Origin of the sequence: Micromonospora sp. A3M-1-15 (assembly GCF_024213425.1) — a bacterium.
Lineage (GTDB): Bacteria > Actinomycetota > Actinomycetes > Mycobacteriales > Micromonosporaceae > Micromonospora > Micromonospora chersina.
Genome location: NZ_JANAVK010000002.1, coordinates 958,958 through 975,770 on the forward strand (window position 1 = coordinate 958,958; position 16,813 = coordinate 975,770).

The following is a 16,813-nucleotide window of genomic DNA, read 5'->3' on the forward strand; positions in this document are numbered from 1 at the left end:
CTCGTCGGGTGCGGTTGGTGATTGCGAAGTGCTCGGTGGACTACGTCGGACGACTGTCGGCACACTTGCCGCCGGCCACCCGGTTGCTCATGGTGAAGGCGGACGGGTCGGTGTCGATCCACGCCGACGACCGGGCGTACAAGCCGTTGAACTGGATGAGCCCGCCGTGCCGGCTGGAGGAGGCCCCCGGCGTGTGGCGGGTGGTCAACAAGGCCGGCGAGGAGCTGCGCATCACCCTGGAGGAGGTCTTCCAGGACACCTCGTACGAGCTGGGCGTCGACCCGGGCCTGCGCAAGGACGGCGTCGAGGCGCACCTGCAGGAGCTGCTGGCCGCGAACCCGGAGACCCTCGGCGAGGGCTTCACGGTGGTGCGGCGGGAGTACATGACGGCGATCGGCCCGGTCGACCTGCTCTGCCGGGACGCCAACCAGGGCGCCGTGGCGGTCGAGGTGAAGCGGCGCGGCGAGATCGACGGCGTCGAGCAGCTCACCCGATACCTCGAACTGATGAACCGCGATCCGCTGCTCGCCCCGGTCACCGGGCTGTTCGTGGCGCAGGAGATCAAGCCGCAGGCCCGGGTGCTCGCCACCGACCGTGGCATCCGCTGCGTGGTGGTCGACTACGACCGGCTGCGCGGCATCGAGCGCGACGAGCTGACCCTGTTCTGAGCGGGCGGGCCGGGGTCGTCAGCGGCCCCGGCCGTACATCAGCTTGGCGGCCTTGACCAGGCGGGCGACGTCGGCCGGCGTGCGCTCGAAGGTCATGGAGGGCAGCAGCGACCGGGCCCGGCGGCGGGTGACCGACTTGGCCCGGCCGAACTCGCGCAGCCCGTCCTCGCCGTGGATGCGGCCGAAGCCGGAGTCGCCGACACCGCCGAACGGCAGCGTGGACATGCCGGCGAAGGTCAGCGCCGAGTTGACCGAGGCCATCCCGGAGCGCAGCCGCCGCGCGACGGCCACGGCCCGCTTGCGGCCGAAGACCGAACCACCGAGACCGTACGACAGGGCGTTGGCCCGCTCGACGGCCTCGTCCACGTCGCGGACCCGGTTGACGGTCAGCGTCGGCCCGAAGGTCTCCTCGCGCACCGCGGCCGAGTCCTCGGGCACGTCGACCAGCACGGTCGGGTGCACGTACGGCGGCTGGACCGCCTCGGGGCCACCGAGCACCGGCCGGCCGCCGCGGGCCACCGCGTCGTCGATGTGCCGGCGGATGACGTCGACCTGGGACGGCATGGTGATCGGGCCGATGTCGGCGCCGTCGGGGCCGACGGTGAGCCGGCCGGCCTTCGTCACCACCTTGTCGACGAACGCGTCGAAGATCTGGTCGACCGCGTAGACCCGCTCGATGCCGATGCAGGTCTGGCCGGCGTTGGTCAGCGCGCCCCAGACGCACGCCTCGGCGGCGGCGTCCAGGTCGGCGTCGCTGTCGACGATCATGGCGTCCTTGCCGCCCGCCTCCAGCAGCACCGGGGTCAGCGTCTCGGCGCAGGCGGCCATGACCTTCTTGGCGGTGGCTGTCGAACCGGTGAAGGCCAGCTTCGCCACGCCGGAGCGGCACAGCGCCGCGCCCACGTCGCCGAGCCCGTGCACCGCCTGGAAGACGGGCTGCTCCGGCACCACCTCGGCGAACCGGTCCACCAGCCACTGCCCGACGGCCGGGGTGTACTCGCTGGGCTTGAACACCACCGCGTTCCCGGCGGCCAGGGCGTACGCGGCGGAGCCGATGGGGGTGAAGACGGGGTAGTTCCAGGGGCCGATCACCCCGACCACCCCGTACGGCTGGTATTCCAGGTGGCCGGTGAACTCGGCGAGGATCAGCCGGGAGCGGACCCGGCGCGGCCCGAGCACCCGGCGGGCGTTGCGGGCGGCCCAGTCGATGTGCTCCAGCGCGGTGAGGATCTCCACCACGGCGTCGCCGACCGGCTTGCCGCCCTCGGTGTGCACCAGGTCGGCCAGTTCCTCCATCCGGCGGGCGAGCACGCCGCGCCAGCGCAGCAGCCGGTCGCGCCGGCCGGCGAAGCCCAGCCCGGCCCACCAGTCGCCGGCGGTGCGGGCCCGCTCCACCGCGGCCCGCACGTCGGCCTCGGTCGCCACCGGGAGCCGTCCGGCCTCCTCGCCGGTCGCCGGGCTCGTCGACACCAGTCGACCGTCCTCGATGAGCGGGGTTCCCGGGACACGCACAGCCGTCATGGCCGAAGTCTAGACCTGAGCGTTACTCACCGGTAGGTCCCGAGCGGCCCGTACTCTGCCCAGGTCGGCGGTGCCGCGGGCCCGGCGGGATCGACGGACGTGCCGCCGATTGAACCGGTGGCGCCCGCCGAAACGTTGAACAGGAGATGGCCGGCCGGGGTCACGGGGGTGACCGCGCGGTGGTGGGAGCGATTACCGTGAGGTGGCAGGCTGACGCCGCGGAGCGACGGTGGGGTGGAGGTCGACTGTCCATGGAGGAGCATCCGGAACTGATGCCGCTGCTGACGGTGTCGGGCGGGGCGATGCGGGGGCTGAGTTTCCGGGTGGGTCGGGATCCACAGCTGGTCGGCCGGGCGCCGAGCGCCGACATCGTGCTGGCCGACCCGCACCTGAGCCGCCGGCACGCCACGGTGCAGGCCACCCCCGACGGGGTGGTGCTCACCGACCTCGGCTCGACCAACGGCACCTGGCTCAACGACCAGCGGATCGCCGGCAGCGTCCCGCTCGCCGACGGCGACGTCATCCGGCTGGGCCGCACCGACCTGCGCTTCTTCGACCCGGGCGTGGCCCGCACCGACCCGGTGGGGATGAGCTTCGGGCAGCCGCGCCGCGACCAGCGGCCCACCCTGCCCCTGCCGGTCCCGCCGACGCCGCGGCCGCCGGTCGAGGCCCGCGGCGCGCTGCCCCTGGCGGTCGAGGCGCACCGCTGACCCGGGGTCCCACCACACCCTCCGCCGATGCCGGATGGGGACCGCCCACATGGACCGGTCGCGGACGGCCGTGCCAGCATGCGCGGATGCGGAGCGAGCGACACACCGTCCACGCCAACGGCATCAACCAGGCGGTCCGGGTGGCCGGCCCGCCGGACGGCGTGCCGGTGCTGCTGGTGCACGGCAACGTGTCGTCCGCCGCGTTCTGGGAGCCACTGCTGCCCCGGCTGCCGGAGACCCTCCGGGTGGTCGCCCCCGACCTGCGCGGATACGGCGAGACCGACACGGCCCCGGTCGACGCCACCCGGGGCCTCGGCGACTTCGCCGACGACGTGGCCGCGCTGCTCGACGCCCCCGGGCTGTTCGCCCCCGGCGCCCGGCCGGTCGTCGTGGGGCACTCGCTCGGCGGCGGGGTGGCCATGCGGCTGCTGGTCGACCGCCCGGACCGGGTGGCCGGGCTGCTGCTGGAGGCGCCGGTCTCCCCGTACGGCTTCGGCGGGACCCGGGACCTCGACGGCACCCCCACCACGCCCGACTTCGCCGGCACCGGCGCGGGCACCGCGAACCCCGACTTCGTGGCCCGGCTGGCCGCGCGGGACCGGGGCGCCGACGGCCCGACCAGCCCGCGCAACGTGCTGCGCTCGGCGTACGTGGCCGACCCGGCGTCACTGGGCGCGGACGAGGACCTGCTGCTGGAGAGCATGCTGACCACCGCCACGGGGGACGACAACTACCCCGGCACGGCGGTCGCCTCGGCGCACTGGCCGGGCACGGCCGCGGGGGAGCGCGGTGTGCTCAACGCCCTGGCGCCGGCCCACTTCCGGCTCGCCGACGAGCTGGTCGCCGTCCCGGCCAAGCCGCCGGTGACCTGGGTACGCGGCGACGCCGACGTGATCGTCTCGGACACCTCGCTGTTCGACCTCGCGTACCTGGGGTCGCTCGGGGTGGTGCCGGGCTGGCCCGGGTCGGCGGACTGCCCGCCGCAGCCGATGGTCGGGCAGACCCGGGCGGTCCTCGACGGGTACGCGGCGGCCGGCGGGACGTACCGGGAGGTGGTGCTGCCCGGCTGCGGGCACAGCCCGCACCTGGAGCGGCCGGCCGAGTTCGTGGCCGCGCTGCTGGCACTGGCGGGGGTGCCCACGGGCGTCTGACCGGCGTGGTGCGTGAAATATCCCACGGCGTCTCGACAACTCAGCGTCACGTGGCAGACTCCGGCGCATAACCTTAGCCGCCGTTCAATGCCGGCGGAGTTGACCAAGGGGAGGCCGGTCGTGGCGCGCGAGTTCACCAGTGTGGGTGTGGTGGGTCTGGGCACCATGGGTGCCGGCATCGTCGAGGTGTTCGCCCGCAACGGCATCGACGTGGTGGCCGTCGAGATCTCCGCGGCCGCCGTGGAGCGCGGCCGGGTCACCCTCACCGGCTCGACCGACCGGGCCGTGGCCAAGGGCAAGCTCGCCGAGGCCGACCGCGACGCGCTGCTGGCCCGGGTCGACTGGCAGGTCGGGCTGGACGCCCTGCACTCGGTGGACCTGGTGATCGAGGCGGTGCCCGAGCACCTGGACCTGAAGCAGCGGATCTTCGCCGAGCTGGACCGGGTCTGCAAGCCCGAGGCGATCCTGGCCACCAACACCTCCTCCCTGAGCGTCACCGAGATCTCGGTCGCCACCACCCGGCCGAACCAGGTCATCGGCATCCACTTCTTCAACCCGGCGCCGGTGATGAAGCTGGTCGAGGTGGTCCGCACCGTGGTCACCTCCGCCGACGTGGTGGCCGACGTGGAGGCGCTCTGCGAGCGGCTCGGCAAGGTCGACGTCACCATCAGCGACCGGGCCGGGTTCATCGCCAACGCGCTGCTCTTCGGCTACCTGAACCACGCGGTCAGCATGTTCGAGTCCCGGTACGCGACCCGCGAGGACATCGACGCCGCCATGAAGCTCGGCTGCGGCCTGCCCATGGGCCCGCTCGCGCTGATGGACCTGATCGGTCTGGACACGGCGTACGAGATTCTGGACACCATGTACCGGCGCGGCGGCCGCGACCGCCGGCACGCCCCGGTGCCGCTGATCAAGCAGATGGTCACGGCCGGCCTGCTCGGCCGGAAGTCCGGCCGCGGCTTCTACACCTACGAGCGGCCGGGCTCCCCGGTGGTCGTACCCGACGAGCACACCCCGGTCACCACGGGCGCCGCGCTCGCCGACGGCGCCCGGGCGATCGCCAAGGTCGGCATCGTCGGCTCCGGGACCATGGCCACCGGCATCATCGAGGTCTTCGCCAAGGCCGGCTACGAGGTCATCTCGGTGACCCGCGGCGCGGAGAAGTCTGCCAAGGTCTGCGAGGCGGTCAAGACCTCGCTGAACAAGGGCGTGGTGCGGGGCAAGCTCAGCGAGACCGACCGGGACGCGGCGCTCGGCCGGGTCACCTGGTCGGCCACCCTGGACCACCTGGCCGACGTCGACCTGGTGGTCGAGGCGGTGGTCGAGGAGCTGAGCGTCAAGAAGGCCCTCTTCGCCAGCCTCGACGAGATCTGCAAGCCGGGCGTCGTGCTGGCCACCACCACCTCGTCGCTGCCGGTGATCGACGTGGCGATGGCCACCCAGCGGCCCGCCGACGTGATCGGCCTGCACTTCTTCAACCCGGCGCCGATCATGCCGCTGGTGGAGATCGTGCAGACCATCCGCACCTCGGCGGAGACCAGCGCCACCGCCCGGGCGGTCTGCGCGGCGCTGGGCAAGACCGGCGTGGTCTGCGGCGACCGGTCCGGCTTCATCGTCAACGCATTGCTCTTCCCGTACCTGAACGACGCGGTGAAGATGCTGGAGGCCAGCTACTCGACGGCCGACGACATCGACTACGCCATGAAGCTCGGCTGCGGTTACCCCATGGGCCCGTTCGAGCTGCTCGACGTGGTCGGCCTGGACGTCTCACTGGCCATCCAGCGGGAGCTCTACCTGGAGCTGCGCGAGCCGGGCTTCGCCCCCGCGCCGCTGCTGGAGCACCTCGTGACCGCCGGCTACCTGGGCCGCAAGAGCGGCCGCGGTTTCCGCGACCACACGAAGCGCTGATCCGGGTCAACACCGGGCGCCCGTGACGGCGTCTTCAGGGCGTGACCTTCGAGGAGTACGTCGGCAGCCGCGGCCCGGCCCTGTTGCGCCTGGCCCGGCTGCTGACCGGCGACGAGCACCGCGCCGAGGACCTGACCCAGGACGTCCTGGCCCGCGCGTACGTGCACTGGCGGAAGATCGCCCGGGCCGACCGGCCCGACGTGTACGTGCGGCGGATGCTGGTCAACGCCAACACGTCGTGGTGGCGCCGGCGGTCCAGCCGGGAGCTGGCCGTGGACACCTTCGCCGAGCGGCCGCAGCGCGGTGACCTCGGCGGCGAGGCGGCCGACCGGGACGAGATGTGGCGGCTGATCCGCGCCCTCCCCGACCGCCAGCGCGCCGTGCTGGTGCTGCGCTACTACGAGGACCTGGACGACGCGACCATCGCCCAGATTCTCGACTGCTCGCCGGTCACCGTCCGCACCCACGCGATGCGGGCGCTCGCCCACCTCCGGGAGCGCTGCGGCGTCCCGACGACCAAGGGGAGCCGGCCGTGACCGACCTCGACCAGCGGATCGCCTCGGTGCTGCGGGAGCGCGCCGAGGGGGAGACGAACACCCATCGCCTGCTGCGGGAGTCCCGCGCCCTCGGCCGGCGCCGCCAACTGCGCCGCCGTGCCGCCACCGGAACCGCCCTGGCCCTGGTCGGGGTCCTCGGCTTCGTCGGGGTGGGCGGCACGGACCTCGGCGGGCTGTCCGGGCGGCTGCCCTGGGGCGCGGCCACACCGGCCGCCCCCGCCGCGGTGCCGCCCCGCGCCGACGGGGTGCCCGGGGCGGCCCGGCGCCCCGACCTGGTCGGCAGCGACCCGCAGGTGCTGCACCTGGGGGTGGACACCGGCAAGGCTCGTTACCTCCGCTGGTCCACCAACGTGTCGGCCCAGATCGAGTCGGTGCGGTTCAGTGTCGGGGCCGGACATCCGGTCCGGGTCGAGGTCGCCCGGTCCGCGGAGCGGTTCACCGACCTCGGGATCGAGGACTTCCCGCTCCAGGCGGCCCCGGGGCGGCTGACCTTCGACGGTGCGGTCCGGCAGGTCGCCGGCACGGCCAACGGGCTGGTCAAGGCCTGGCAGCCCGCTCCCGGCCTGTACGCCAGGGCGACCATGCTGGGCGGGGGAGGGGCCGCCCTGGACCGGGCCGTGGCTGCCGTCCGCTGGGACGAGGCACGACGGTGCGGGGGGCCGCTGCGACTGCGCACGGTGCCCGAGGGCGCGACGGTGAGCGGGTGCTCCGTCGACGCGACCAGCTACCCGGGAAGCCTCTCGGTGCAGCTCACCGTCGTCCGACAACCGTCCCAGGTCATGTGGGTGCAGTTGGTGTACGGGGAGCAGATCTCGGGTGGCCGCGCTGAGAGCAATCGCACCGTGGGTGGCCGTCCCGCCTTCCTCTACCCGGCCGGTACGAAGCTGGAACTCCTCGGCATCCCGAAGGCGCACCTGACCGCCGATCTCGGCCCGGAGTGGACCGACGGCTACCTCAAGGACAAGCCGAAGTTCACCGAGGCCGACATGACGACCGTGCTGGCCGGGGCGCGGGTGGCGAAGGACCTGACGGACCCGGAGACCTGGAAGTGAGATCCGCCGGCCGGGCCGCCCGACACGGGCCGGCCCGGCCGGTGGACCGTACGCTTGGTGACCGTGAGCCCCCGTCGCAACCGTCCCCGCCGGGACGACACCACGCACCTGGACTCCGAGCGGGCGCGCCAGGGCGTGCCGACCGTCCAGCAGTGGCGCGACGGCGACTGGCAGGTTCGCGGGATCACCGGCGGTGCGTCGGTCAAGACGTACCGGTGCCCCGGCTGCGACCAGGAGATCCGCCCCGGGGTGGCGCACGTGGTGGCCTGGCCGGCCGACGACCGGGGTGACCTGACCGACCGCCGGCACTGGCACAGCGGCTGCTGGCGGGCCCGGGACCGGCGCGGGCCGAACCTCCAGCGCGGACGCGGCGCCCCCCGCCACGGCTGAGCGATCTGGATCACGCTGTTTCCGCCCCGGCGGGCGGCGCGGGCGGCGGCGCGGGAGACTGGGACCGTGAGCACACGGATCCGTGCGTCGTCGATCCTGCCCGGCCGCCGGGAGGACATCGAGCTGCACACCGCCGACGGGCTGACGCTGGTCGGCGAGCTGGCCCGGCCGCTGGACCGGGAGCCGGTCGGCACCCTGGTCTGCCTGCACCCGCTGCCCACCCACGGCGGGATGATGGACAGCCACGTGTTCCGCAAGGCGGCCTGGCGGCTGCCCGCCCTGGCCGACCTGGCCGTGCTCCGCTTCAACACCAGGGGCACCAGCAGCGTCCGCGGCACCAGCGAGGGGGCCTTCGACGCCGCGGTCGGCGAGCGCTTCGACGTGGCCGCCGCCATCGAGTACGCCGAGTTCCACGAGCTGCCGAACATCTGGCTGGTCGGCTGGTCGTTCGGCACCGACCTGGTGCTCAAGTACGGCTGCGACCCGGCGGTGGCCGGGGCCATCCTGCTCTCCCCGCCGCTGCGCTTCTCCCAGCCCGAGGACCTGACCGTCTGGGCGGAGTCCGGCCGGCCGCTCACCGCCCTGGTCCCCGAGTTCGACGACTACCTGCGCCCCGAGGAGGCCCGGCAGCGCTTCGCCGCGGTGCCGCAGGCCGAGGTGGTCGGGGTGCCCGGCGCCAAGCACCTCTGGGTCGGCGACGCGGAGACGGTGCTCAACGAGATCGTCAGCCGGGTGAACCCGGCCGTGCCGGTCCCGCTGCCGACCACCTGGGACGGCCCCATGGAGACCGGCGACGCCAGCGCGTACGCCGACCGGACCGTGGCCGCCTTCGCCGACACCCCGGTGGCCGGGCCGGAGCAGCGCCGCGCCGGCTGACGGTCAGCGGGACTCCTGCCGGGGCAGCACCACCTCGCGCAGGATGAGCTGGAGCGCGGCCACCGTGGGGATGGCGATCAGCGCGCCGACCACGCCCAGCAGCGACACCCCGAGCAGGGCGGCGAGCAGCGCCGCCACCTCGTTGACCGAGACCGCCCGCCGCATGATCTTCGGGTAGATCAGGTAGTTCTCCACCTGCTGGTAGACCAGGAAGAAGCCCAGGCAGGCGATGCCGACCGGCAGGTCGGTGGCGAGGCCGACCAGGGTCACCACGACGGCGCCCAGGGTCGCCCCGATCTGCGGGATCAGGTCGGTCACCGCGACCACCACGGCCAGGGCGAAGGGGTACGGCAGCCCGACCACCAGGGCGAACACGAAGGTGCTCGCCCCGGCCAGCACCGCGATGGTCAGCGCCCCCACCATGTACGCGCCGACCCGGGTGAGGATCTCGTCGCCGATGAGGCGTACCCGCTCCCGGCGGGACCGGGGCACCAGCGCGTACCCGAGGTCGCGCAGCTTGTTGAAGTAGGCCAGGAAGTAGATCGTCAGCACCAGCACGGTCAGCGCCCGGAAGATGGTGCCGAAGATGAGCTGCGCCCCGCCGAGCACCCCGCCGAGGGCCCGGCCGATGGTGTCCGCGTTCGCCGCCGACTGGACCCGCTGCATCACGTCGTAGCGCTCGACGAGGTCGTTGACCGTGGGGTTGCGGCGCAGGTCGTCGACGTAGCCGGGGAGGTGCTCGATGAACTGCCCGGACTGCGTCACCACCGGCGGCACCAGGGCGAGCAGCCCGCCGACGATCAACAGCAGCACGGTCAGCGTCACCACCGCCACCGCGAGCCCGTGCGGCAGCCCCCAGCGGCGCAACCGGACCACCGCCGGGTGCAGGCCGACGGCGAGGAAGAGCGCGATCACGACCAGCACCAGGATGCCGGCCGAATTCCGTACGCCCAGGAAGGCCGCGTACGCCAGCAGCACGCCGAGCGCCCCCGTGAAGCCGACCAGGAAGCTGCTGCGCCGCAGCGGCCGGCCCGGTACGCCGAACCGCCCGCTCGGCTCGAACTCGGCCGGCTCGGTCTCCACGCCGACCTCGGCCAGCGCGGGCTCACCGCCCGGTTCGCTGCTGGCGACCGGTCGTGCGCTGTCCTCCGGTCCTGCGCTGCCGGCCCGGCCTTGATTGGCGGCTCGTCCTGCGCTGCCGGCTCGTCCCGCGCTGCCGGGCGGGTCCTCGGCGCCGGTGCGGCGGGGGTCGGGGCCCGCGTCGGCGGGATCGGGTTCGGGGCGCAACGCGTCGAGCGGGTCGTCGTCCGGGGCGGCGGATCCCTCCTGCGACACCCGTGCCTCCCCGGCTTCCCGCTCCGGCCCGGCGGAGCGCCCCTGCGGCGGACCGTGAGCACCGGACGGGTCCTCGACGGCGCAGCCCTTCTGCCCGCAGGCTAGCGGTAGACGCCCGCTCCGACCATCCCTCCGCCACTTCCCGCCACCCGGTGCCCGGGATCGGCGGCGGGTCAGTCCTTGTCGACGGTGACGGTGCTCGGCTTGGCGCTGCGCTCGTCGGTGGTCGGCTTGGTCGGGCGCTTGCCGTTCTCGCCGGTGCTGGTGATCTTCGTGGGGGTGGCGCCCCGGCCGCCCTCACCGGGCACGGCGGCCACGGTCGGCTCGCCGTCCACCCCGGCGCTGGCGCCGGCGCCGTCCACGGTGGTCACCGGCTCGCCGACCGGCCGAGCCTTCGCGGCGTCCGCCGCCGGCTCTCCGGCCTCCGCGGCCGGTGCGGGGGCGGCGCCGTCGGGCGAGACCGTCGCGGTGCCCTTGGCGGCAACGGGCGTCGGGGCCCGGTCACCCGCCGGTGCGCCACCCGCCGGCCCGTCACCCGATCGTGCGCCACCCGCCTCGCCGCCGGCCGCGGTGGCCAGCTCGGTCGGGTCGACGGGGGTGGCGGCGAGGCCGGCCGGCCCGGCCTCGGTGCGCAGTTCGGCGATCCGGCGCTGGAGGTCGTCGGACTCCTGCCGGGACTTCCAGGTCTCGGTACGCAGGTCGGCGAGTTCCTGCTGGGCGTTGGCGATCTCCAGCATCACCTGGGCGAGCTGCTGCCGGCCCGCGGCCACCTCCTGCTGGGTGGCGGCGAGGTGCTGCTGGGTGGTGGCCAGGTGCTGCTGGGTGGTGGCCGCGTACTCCTCGAACTGCCGGCGCGAGGCGGCCACGTGCTCATCGGCCTTGCGGTGCTTGTCGCCGGCGTCCGCCTCGGCCCGGCGCAGCAGCTCGGCGGCCTCCTCCTCGGCCCGCCGGCGCATGGCGAGCGCGTCCTGCTCGGCCGCCTGCCGGAGCTCCGCGGCGCCCTGCTCGATCTCCGCGCGCCGGGCCGTGTACGCCTTCTCCAGCTCGTCCTGCCGCTTGGTGTGCTGCTTGTCCAGCTCGTCGCGGCGCTTGGCGAACTCCTGCTCGGCGGTGGCCCGGCGCTGGGCCAGCTCCTTGTCGGCCGTCTCCCGCCGGGCGTTGACCTCCTTCTCCACGCCGGCCCGCCAGGCGCCCAGCTCCTGCTGGGTCTGGGCCCGGGCCTGCTGGACGTACGCCTCGGTCTCGCTGCGCATCCGCTGCACGTACGCCTCGACCTCGCCGCGGTTGCGCTTGCCCGCCTCGGCGGCCTCGGTGGTGAGCCGGTTGGCCTCGGTCCGGGCCCGGCCGCGGGTGACCTTCGCGGCCTCTTCCGCGTCGTCGACGATCTTCTTGGCCTCGGCGAGCGCCTTGGCGTGGGTGGCCCGGCCGGCCTCGGCGGCGGAGTCGGTGAGCCGCTTGGCCTCCTGCTGGGCCTTGGCGTGCACCTCCTTGGCCGCCTCGCGCAGCTGGGTGGCCTCCTGCTGGGCCTTGGCCAGCGCCTCCTTGGCGGTTTCGCGCAGCCGGCTGGACTCCTGCTGGGCGCGGGCGTGGATCTCCTTGGCGGTGTCCCGGAGCTGGGTGGCCTCCTGCTGCGCCTTGGCCAGCGCGTCCTGGGCGTTCTTCCGCAGCTTCTCGGCCTCGTCCCGGGCGGCCTTGAGGGTGGATTCCGCCTCGGCCTTGCGGGCGGCCGTGTGCCGCTCCTCCTCGGCCCGGCGGGCGGCGAGGGCGATCTCGAAGTCCTTGAGGGCCTGGGCGGCCTGCTCGCGGGCCTCCTCGATGATGTGTTCGGCGGCCGCGCGCCGGGCCTCGATCTCCTCGTTGGCGGCGGCCAGGATCTCGTCGGCCTGCTCCTCGGCCATGGCGAGGATCTGCTCGACCCGGGGACCGAGGTGCCGGAACGAGGCCCGGTCCACCACGCCCACCTGCTTGCGCACCTGGGCGAGGTCGCGTTGCAGCACCTCGACCTGGCCGGCCAGCTTGTGGATCTGGGTGTACGCCTGTTCCCGCTCGGTTGTCAGCGCCGAGATCTCGTGCTCCGCACGAGCGACGTAGCGGTCGACCTGTCGTTTGTCGTACCCCCGCAGAGCGGACTCGAAGCTGGGCTCCGTGGTCACGTCCCCGCCGAGGGCGAACAGTTCCTCGCCGTGCGACATGCCCCCATCCTCACACGCATCCGGCCCTGCTGGGGCGATACGGACTCCCCTGTTCGGAGGTGCACTTCACTGAACAGGCGAAACGGCCGGGAAAGCGTGACGGCGCGGGGCGGCACCGGTCACCCGGTGTCACCCCGCGCCGTGGCTCATGCCCCGTCAGCGGGTGGTTGTTCAGCCGGCCGACTCGGCCGTGACCTTCTGCTCGGAGCCGCCGGCCTTGGGCGCCTCCGGCTTGTTGGCGCCGGCCGCCGGCACGCCCGGCACGATGCCGGCGAGACCGGAGAGCATCTGCCCGAGCTGCGAGGTGACCGCGTCCTTCTGCCGGGTGAGGTCCTCGACCTCGCGGCGGGCCGCCTGGGTGGTCAGCTCGGCCTCGGTGCGGGCCTCGCTGAGCAGGCGCTGGGCCTCGGCCCGGGCCTCGGACACCGTCTTGTCGGCCAGCGCCTTGGCCTTCTCCACCGTGTCGGTGGCGGTGCGCTCGGACTCGACCCGGCGGGCCTCGGCCCGCTGCTCGATCTCCTTGGCCCGCTCCTGGGCGGCCCGGGCGCGCTGCTCGGCCTCGCTGACCAGCTTCTGGGTCTGCGCGACCTGGGCGGCGTGCCGCTCGGACTCCTCGCGTTCGGCCTTCTCGCGCCGCTCGGCGAGCTGGAGCTCCAGGGCCTGGAGGTCCTTGTCGCGCTTGTCGCGCGCGTCGGTGAGGAGCTTGGTGGCCTCGGCCCGCTTCTCCTCCGCCTCCCGGGCGGCCTTCGCCCGCTGCTGGGTGATCTCCCGCTCGGCGGTGGCGCGCAGGGTGGCGACCTCGCGCTCGACCGTCGACTTCAGCTCGGCCACCTCGTGGGCGGTGACCGTGCGCAGCTGCTTGGTCTCCCGGTCGGCGTCGGCGCGCAGGGTGTCCGCCTCGCGGCGGGCCTGCACGCGCACCTCGGCGGCCTCCCGCTCGGCGGCGGTGCGGACGCTGCCGGCCTCGCGCTCGGCGGAGGCCTTCATGGCGGCCGCCTCGGCGCGCGCCTTGTCGGTGATCTCCCGCGCCTCGAGGCGGGCGGCGGAGAGGATGCCCTCCGACTCGCGCTTGGCCTCGTTGCGGTGGTCGTTGGCCTGCTCCTCGGCCAGCCGGAGGATCTGCTCGACGCGGGTGCCCAGGCCGGAGAGCGTCGGCCGGCTGTTCTCCTCGAGCTGCTTGTTGGTCTCGGTGAGCTTCTGCTCGAGCGCGCCCTGGCGCTGCTCGGCCTGGCGCAGCCGGCGCTGCGCGTCGTTCATGCGCTGCTCGGCCTCGGCGCGGGCCTGCTCGGACTGGCTCAGGGCGGCGGTCAGCCGGCCGATGAAGTCGTCGACCTGGTTGGTGTTGTAACCACGCAGGCCAACGGTGAAATCGGGCTGTGAGTTCGCGTTATCGAAGAACGCAAGAGGGGAGGACTGCTGCTGGGGCATTGGGACATACTCGCAGACGCCCCAGGGTGCTTCGCAAGAGCGGTGCGGACCTTTCGTGTCCTGTTTACATGGTCAACTTCGCGCCGCGGTGAGACCGGACCAACCGGCGATCTTGGCAGGTCCCGGGCGCGTCGGGCGACCCGGAGTGGAGGGCGCGAAAAGGGCCGCGGGCGGGTGCCCGCGGCCCATTGTCGGACAGCAATCGAATGGTGTTCCGGCTTACCGGAAAGGCAATGCCGGCGGTCAGTGCCCGCGGAACCGGTTGATCGCGGTTTCGTGCCGGGCCCGCAGCGCGGTGTCCCGGACGCCGAGGCCGTCGGTGGGCGCCAGGCAGCGCACGCCGACCTTGCCCTGGTGCGCGTTGCGGTGCACCTCGTACGCGGCCTGGCCGGTCTGCTCCAGCGGGTAGGTCTTCGACACGGTCGGGTGCACCTTGCCGAGCGCGACGAGGCGGTTGGCCTGCCACGCCTCGTGGTAGTTGGCGAAGTGGCTGCCGACGATCCGCTTGAGGTGCATCCACAGGTAGCGGTTGTCGTACTGGTGCAGGTAGCCGCTCGTGGAGGCGCAGGTGACGATGGTGCCGCCCTTCTTGGCGACGTAGACGCTGGCGCCGAAGGTCTCCCGGCCGGGGTGCTCGAAGACGATGTCCGGGTCCTCGCCGCCGGTGAGCTCGCGGATCCGCTCCCCGAACCGGCGCCACTCGTCCTGGTCCTGGGTCTCCTCGTCCTTCCAGAACCGGAAGCCCTCGGCGGTGCGGTCGATGACCAGCTCGGCGCCCATCTTCCGGCACAGCTCGGCCTTCTCCGGGGAGGAGACCACGCAGACCGGGATGGCCCCGCCGTTCAGCGCCATCTGGGTGGCGTAGCCGCCCAGGCCGCCGGAGGCGCCCCAGATCAGCACCACGTCGCCCTGCTTCATGTTCGCCCCGTGGTGGGACACGAGCTGCCGGTACGCGGTGGAGTTGACCAGCCCGGGGCTGGCCGCCTCCTCCCAGCTCAGGTGGCGCGGCTTCGGCATGAGCTGGTTGGCCTTGACCACGGCCAGCTCGGCAAGGCCGCCGAAGTTGGTCTCGAAGCCCCAGATCCGCTGCTGCGGGTCGAGCATGGTGTCGTCGTGGCCGGCGGCGTCCTCCAGCTCCACCGAGAGGCAGTGCGCGACCACCTCGTCGCCCGCCTTCCAGCGGGTCACCCCCGGACCGGTCCGCAGCACCACGCCGGCCGCGTCCGACCCGACCACGTGGTACGGCAGGTCGTGCCGGCGGGTCAGCTCGGAGAGCCGGCCGTAGCGCTGGAGGAACTTGAAGGTGGGCAGCGGCTCGAAGATGCTGGTCCACACGGTGTTGTAGTTGATGGCGCTGGCCATCACGGCGACGAGCGCCTCGCCGGGGGCCAGCTCGGGGGTGGGCACCTCCTGGACGTGCAGCGCCTTGCGCGGGTCCTTGTCCCGGGTGGCCATGCCGTCGAACATGCGGGTGTCCTCGGCGCGGACCACCACGCCCCGGTAGCTCTCCGGTACCGGCAGGCCGGCGAGGCCGGCGAGTTCCCGCTCCGGCTGCGCGGAGCCCTCCGCCGCCATGATCGCTTCAAGGATGTCCTGCACGGTGACCTCCCGTTCGTTGCGCACCCGCACCGGGCGGGCAGGGGTGCTGCCATCGTCGGCGCCGGTGCGACGGGACCGCCATGTCGGCAATCGACACATCCGGCACCGGTCGCACTCCTGTGGGGCGGGACGTTACTGAACGGTAGCTAGGGCCGGAAGTCCTCTGTGAAAAACTGCATCCGCCGATGCGTGGAGGTGTCCGTGGGAACGTGAAAACGCGCAGTGCCGCGCTGCGTCCCAGGAAGCAGGAAGGGGCCCCGGCCGCCACGGCCCGGGACCCCTCCGCGCAGCTCAGTGACCGGTGGCGGCCGGCTCGACCAGCTCGACCAGGACGCCGCCGGCGTCCTTCGGGTGGACGAAGTTGATCCGCGAGTCGGCGGTGCCCCGCTTCGGCTTCTCGTAGAGCAGCCGCACGCCGCGCTCGCGAAGCGCCGCGCAGGCCGCGTCGATGTCGGCCACCGTGTACGCGACCTGCTGCACGCCCGGCCCGTTGCGGTCCAGGAACTTGGCGATCGTCGAGGACGGCGACAGCGGGGCGAGCAGTTGCACGCAGCCGCCCTCGGCGGTCGGCCCGACGGCCAGCATCGCCTCGCGTACGCCCTGCTCCTCGTTTGTCTCGGTGTGCACGCAGCGCATGCCGAAGGTGCGCTGGTAGAAGTCGATCGCGGCGTCCAGGTCCGCCACCGCGATCCCGACGTGGTCGATGCGGCGCAGACCGATGTCGGTGGCGTGGTCGGCAGCGGGCTCGACGGGGGAGTTCTCAGCCATGGCGCCAGTCTGACCGAACAGTCGTTAAGGCGTACAGGTCGGCAATCTCACGCCGCCGGATCGGACCACGCCCAACCTCTCCGCCCCGCGCCTCCGCCGAACGGGCCACCCCGGACGAGGTCCTGGGGCGGACATCCGCCGTACACCCGAGCCGGCGGCGTGCCGCGCCCCGATCGTCGTGCTGGACGGACGATGCCCCGCTACCAGGTTGCGAGCACGATTCGAACAGGCGCGCCACCAGCAGAATCGCCCCCGGCCCAGGCTCGGGGGCCGTGATCGGACTCGGGAGGAGCGGTCGGCATGACGCTGGAACAGTGGGCGGCAGCCGGCGTCGTGCTGGGCGCGATTCTCAGCGCGCTGACCCTGGCCGTGACGGTGAGCCGGCCCTTGCGCCGCCTGGCCCGGCAGAACGAGGAGTTCCGGCAGGACTGGTACGGGGTGCCCGCCAGACCGGGCCGCGACGCCGTCCCAGGGGTGCCGGAGCGGTTGCGGCGCATCGAGACCGAGTTGCACCCGAACGGGGGCGGGACGCTGCGGGATGCGGTCAACGATGCGGAGGACCGTCTCAAGGAGGCGGAGAGCCGCCTCGACGACCACCTCCGATCGCCGCACGGCGGTTAGCCCAGCTCATCGATCGTTCGGCATATGCGAACCC

The 16,813-nt window shown here is 73.4% G+C and carries 15 protein-coding genes; 9 read left to right on the plus strand and 6 right to left on the minus strand.

Annotated features, from left to right (window positions below; all coding sequences use genetic code 11):
* Positions 1-8: 8 nt before the first annotated feature.
* Positions 9-668 carry an endonuclease NucS gene (nucS, locus tag NLX85_RS14290; RefSeq protein ID WP_254335220.1) on the plus strand — a complete coding sequence of 220 codons (660 nt, stop codon included), beginning with the start codon at positions 9-11 and terminating at the stop codon, positions 666-668.
* 18 nt (positions 669-686) lie between these two features.
* Here nucS and NLX85_RS14295 read toward each other — a convergent pair whose 3' ends face one another.
* Entirely contained in the window at positions 687-2,189 is a 1,503-nt protein-coding gene (locus NLX85_RS14295; RefSeq protein WP_254335222.1) for an aldehyde dehydrogenase family protein, read from the minus strand.
* Between the two features lie 251 nt (positions 2,190-2,440).
* On the opposite strand from NLX85_RS14295, the gene NLX85_RS14300 reads away from it, so the two are divergent.
* From NLX85_RS14300 to NLX85_RS14330, 7 genes are all read left to right on the plus strand, one after another.
* Positions 2,441-2,899 carry an FHA domain-containing protein gene (locus NLX85_RS14300; RefSeq protein WP_254335223.1) on the plus strand — a complete coding sequence of 153 codons (459 nt, stop codon included), beginning with the start codon at positions 2,441-2,443 and terminating at the stop codon, positions 2,897-2,899.
* Positions 2,900-2,985: 86 nt separating this feature from the next.
* The gene (locus NLX85_RS14305) at positions 2,986-4,050 is read left to right on the plus strand and encodes an alpha/beta hydrolase (RefSeq protein ID WP_254335224.1); all 1,065 of its coding nucleotides are present in this window, start codon (positions 2,986-2,988) and stop codon (positions 4,048-4,050) included.
* Between the two features lie 120 nt (positions 4,051-4,170).
* Positions 4,171-5,961, plus strand: a complete 1,791-nt coding sequence (locus tag NLX85_RS14310) for a 3-hydroxyacyl-CoA dehydrogenase family protein (protein ID WP_254335225.1) — start codon at positions 4,171-4,173, stop codon at positions 5,959-5,961.
* Between the two features lie 41 nt (positions 5,962-6,002).
* Positions 6,003-6,497: a SigE family RNA polymerase sigma factor gene (locus NLX85_RS14315; protein ID WP_254335226.1), complete on the plus strand. Its 495-nt coding sequence runs from the start codon at positions 6,003-6,005 to the stop codon at positions 6,495-6,497.
* On the plus strand, positions 6,494-7,570 hold the full coding sequence (locus NLX85_RS14320; protein WP_254335227.1) for a hypothetical protein: 1,077 nt from the start codon (positions 6,494-6,496) through the stop codon (positions 7,568-7,570). The genes NLX85_RS14315 and NLX85_RS14320 overlap by 4 nt, the downstream gene beginning before the upstream one ends.
* Before the next feature lie 63 nt (positions 7,571-7,633).
* A complete protein-coding gene (locus NLX85_RS14325; protein WP_254335228.1) occupies positions 7,634-7,960 on the plus strand; it encodes a hypothetical protein in 327 nt (108 codons plus the stop codon).
* A gap of 66 nt (positions 7,961-8,026) precedes the next feature.
* A complete protein-coding gene (locus NLX85_RS14330) occupies positions 8,027-8,836 on the plus strand; it encodes an alpha/beta hydrolase (RefSeq protein WP_254335231.1) in 810 nt (269 codons plus the stop codon).
* 3 nt (positions 8,837-8,839) lie between these two features.
* Here NLX85_RS14330 and NLX85_RS14335 read toward each other — a convergent pair whose 3' ends face one another.
* The 5 genes from NLX85_RS14335 to mce form a co-directional block, all read right to left on the minus strand.
* Positions 8,840-9,934 (minus strand): AI-2E family transporter, encoded by a 1,095-nt coding sequence (locus NLX85_RS14335; RefSeq protein WP_254335575.1) that lies wholly within the window; start codon positions 9,932-9,934, stop codon positions 8,840-8,842.
* 410 nt (positions 9,935-10,344) lie between these two features.
* Entirely contained in the window at positions 10,345-12,363 is a 2,019-nt protein-coding gene (locus tag NLX85_RS14340) for a hypothetical protein (RefSeq protein WP_254335233.1), read from the minus strand.
* Positions 12,364-12,534: 171 nt separating this feature from the next.
* Positions 12,535-13,791 (minus strand): DivIVA domain-containing protein, encoded by a 1,257-nt coding sequence (locus NLX85_RS14345; RefSeq protein ID WP_254335234.1) that lies wholly within the window; start codon positions 13,789-13,791, stop codon positions 12,535-12,537.
* 243 nt (positions 13,792-14,034) lie between these two features.
* Positions 14,035-15,390: a crotonyl-CoA carboxylase/reductase gene (gene ccrA / locus NLX85_RS14350; RefSeq protein ID WP_254335236.1), complete on the minus strand. Its 1,356-nt coding sequence runs from the start codon at positions 15,388-15,390 to the stop codon at positions 14,035-14,037.
* A 291-nt stretch (positions 15,391-15,681) separates the two neighbouring features.
* A complete protein-coding gene (mce, locus tag NLX85_RS14355) occupies positions 15,682-16,158 on the minus strand; it encodes a methylmalonyl-CoA epimerase (protein WP_254335238.1) in 477 nt (158 codons plus the stop codon).
* Positions 16,159-16,458: 300 nt separating this feature from the next.
* On the opposite strand from mce, the gene NLX85_RS14360 reads away from it, so the two are divergent.
* Positions 16,459-16,779 carry a hypothetical protein gene (locus NLX85_RS14360; protein ID WP_254335240.1) on the plus strand — a complete coding sequence of 107 codons (321 nt, stop codon included), beginning with the start codon at positions 16,459-16,461 and terminating at the stop codon, positions 16,777-16,779.
* Positions 16,780-16,813: the final 34 nt, after the last annotated feature.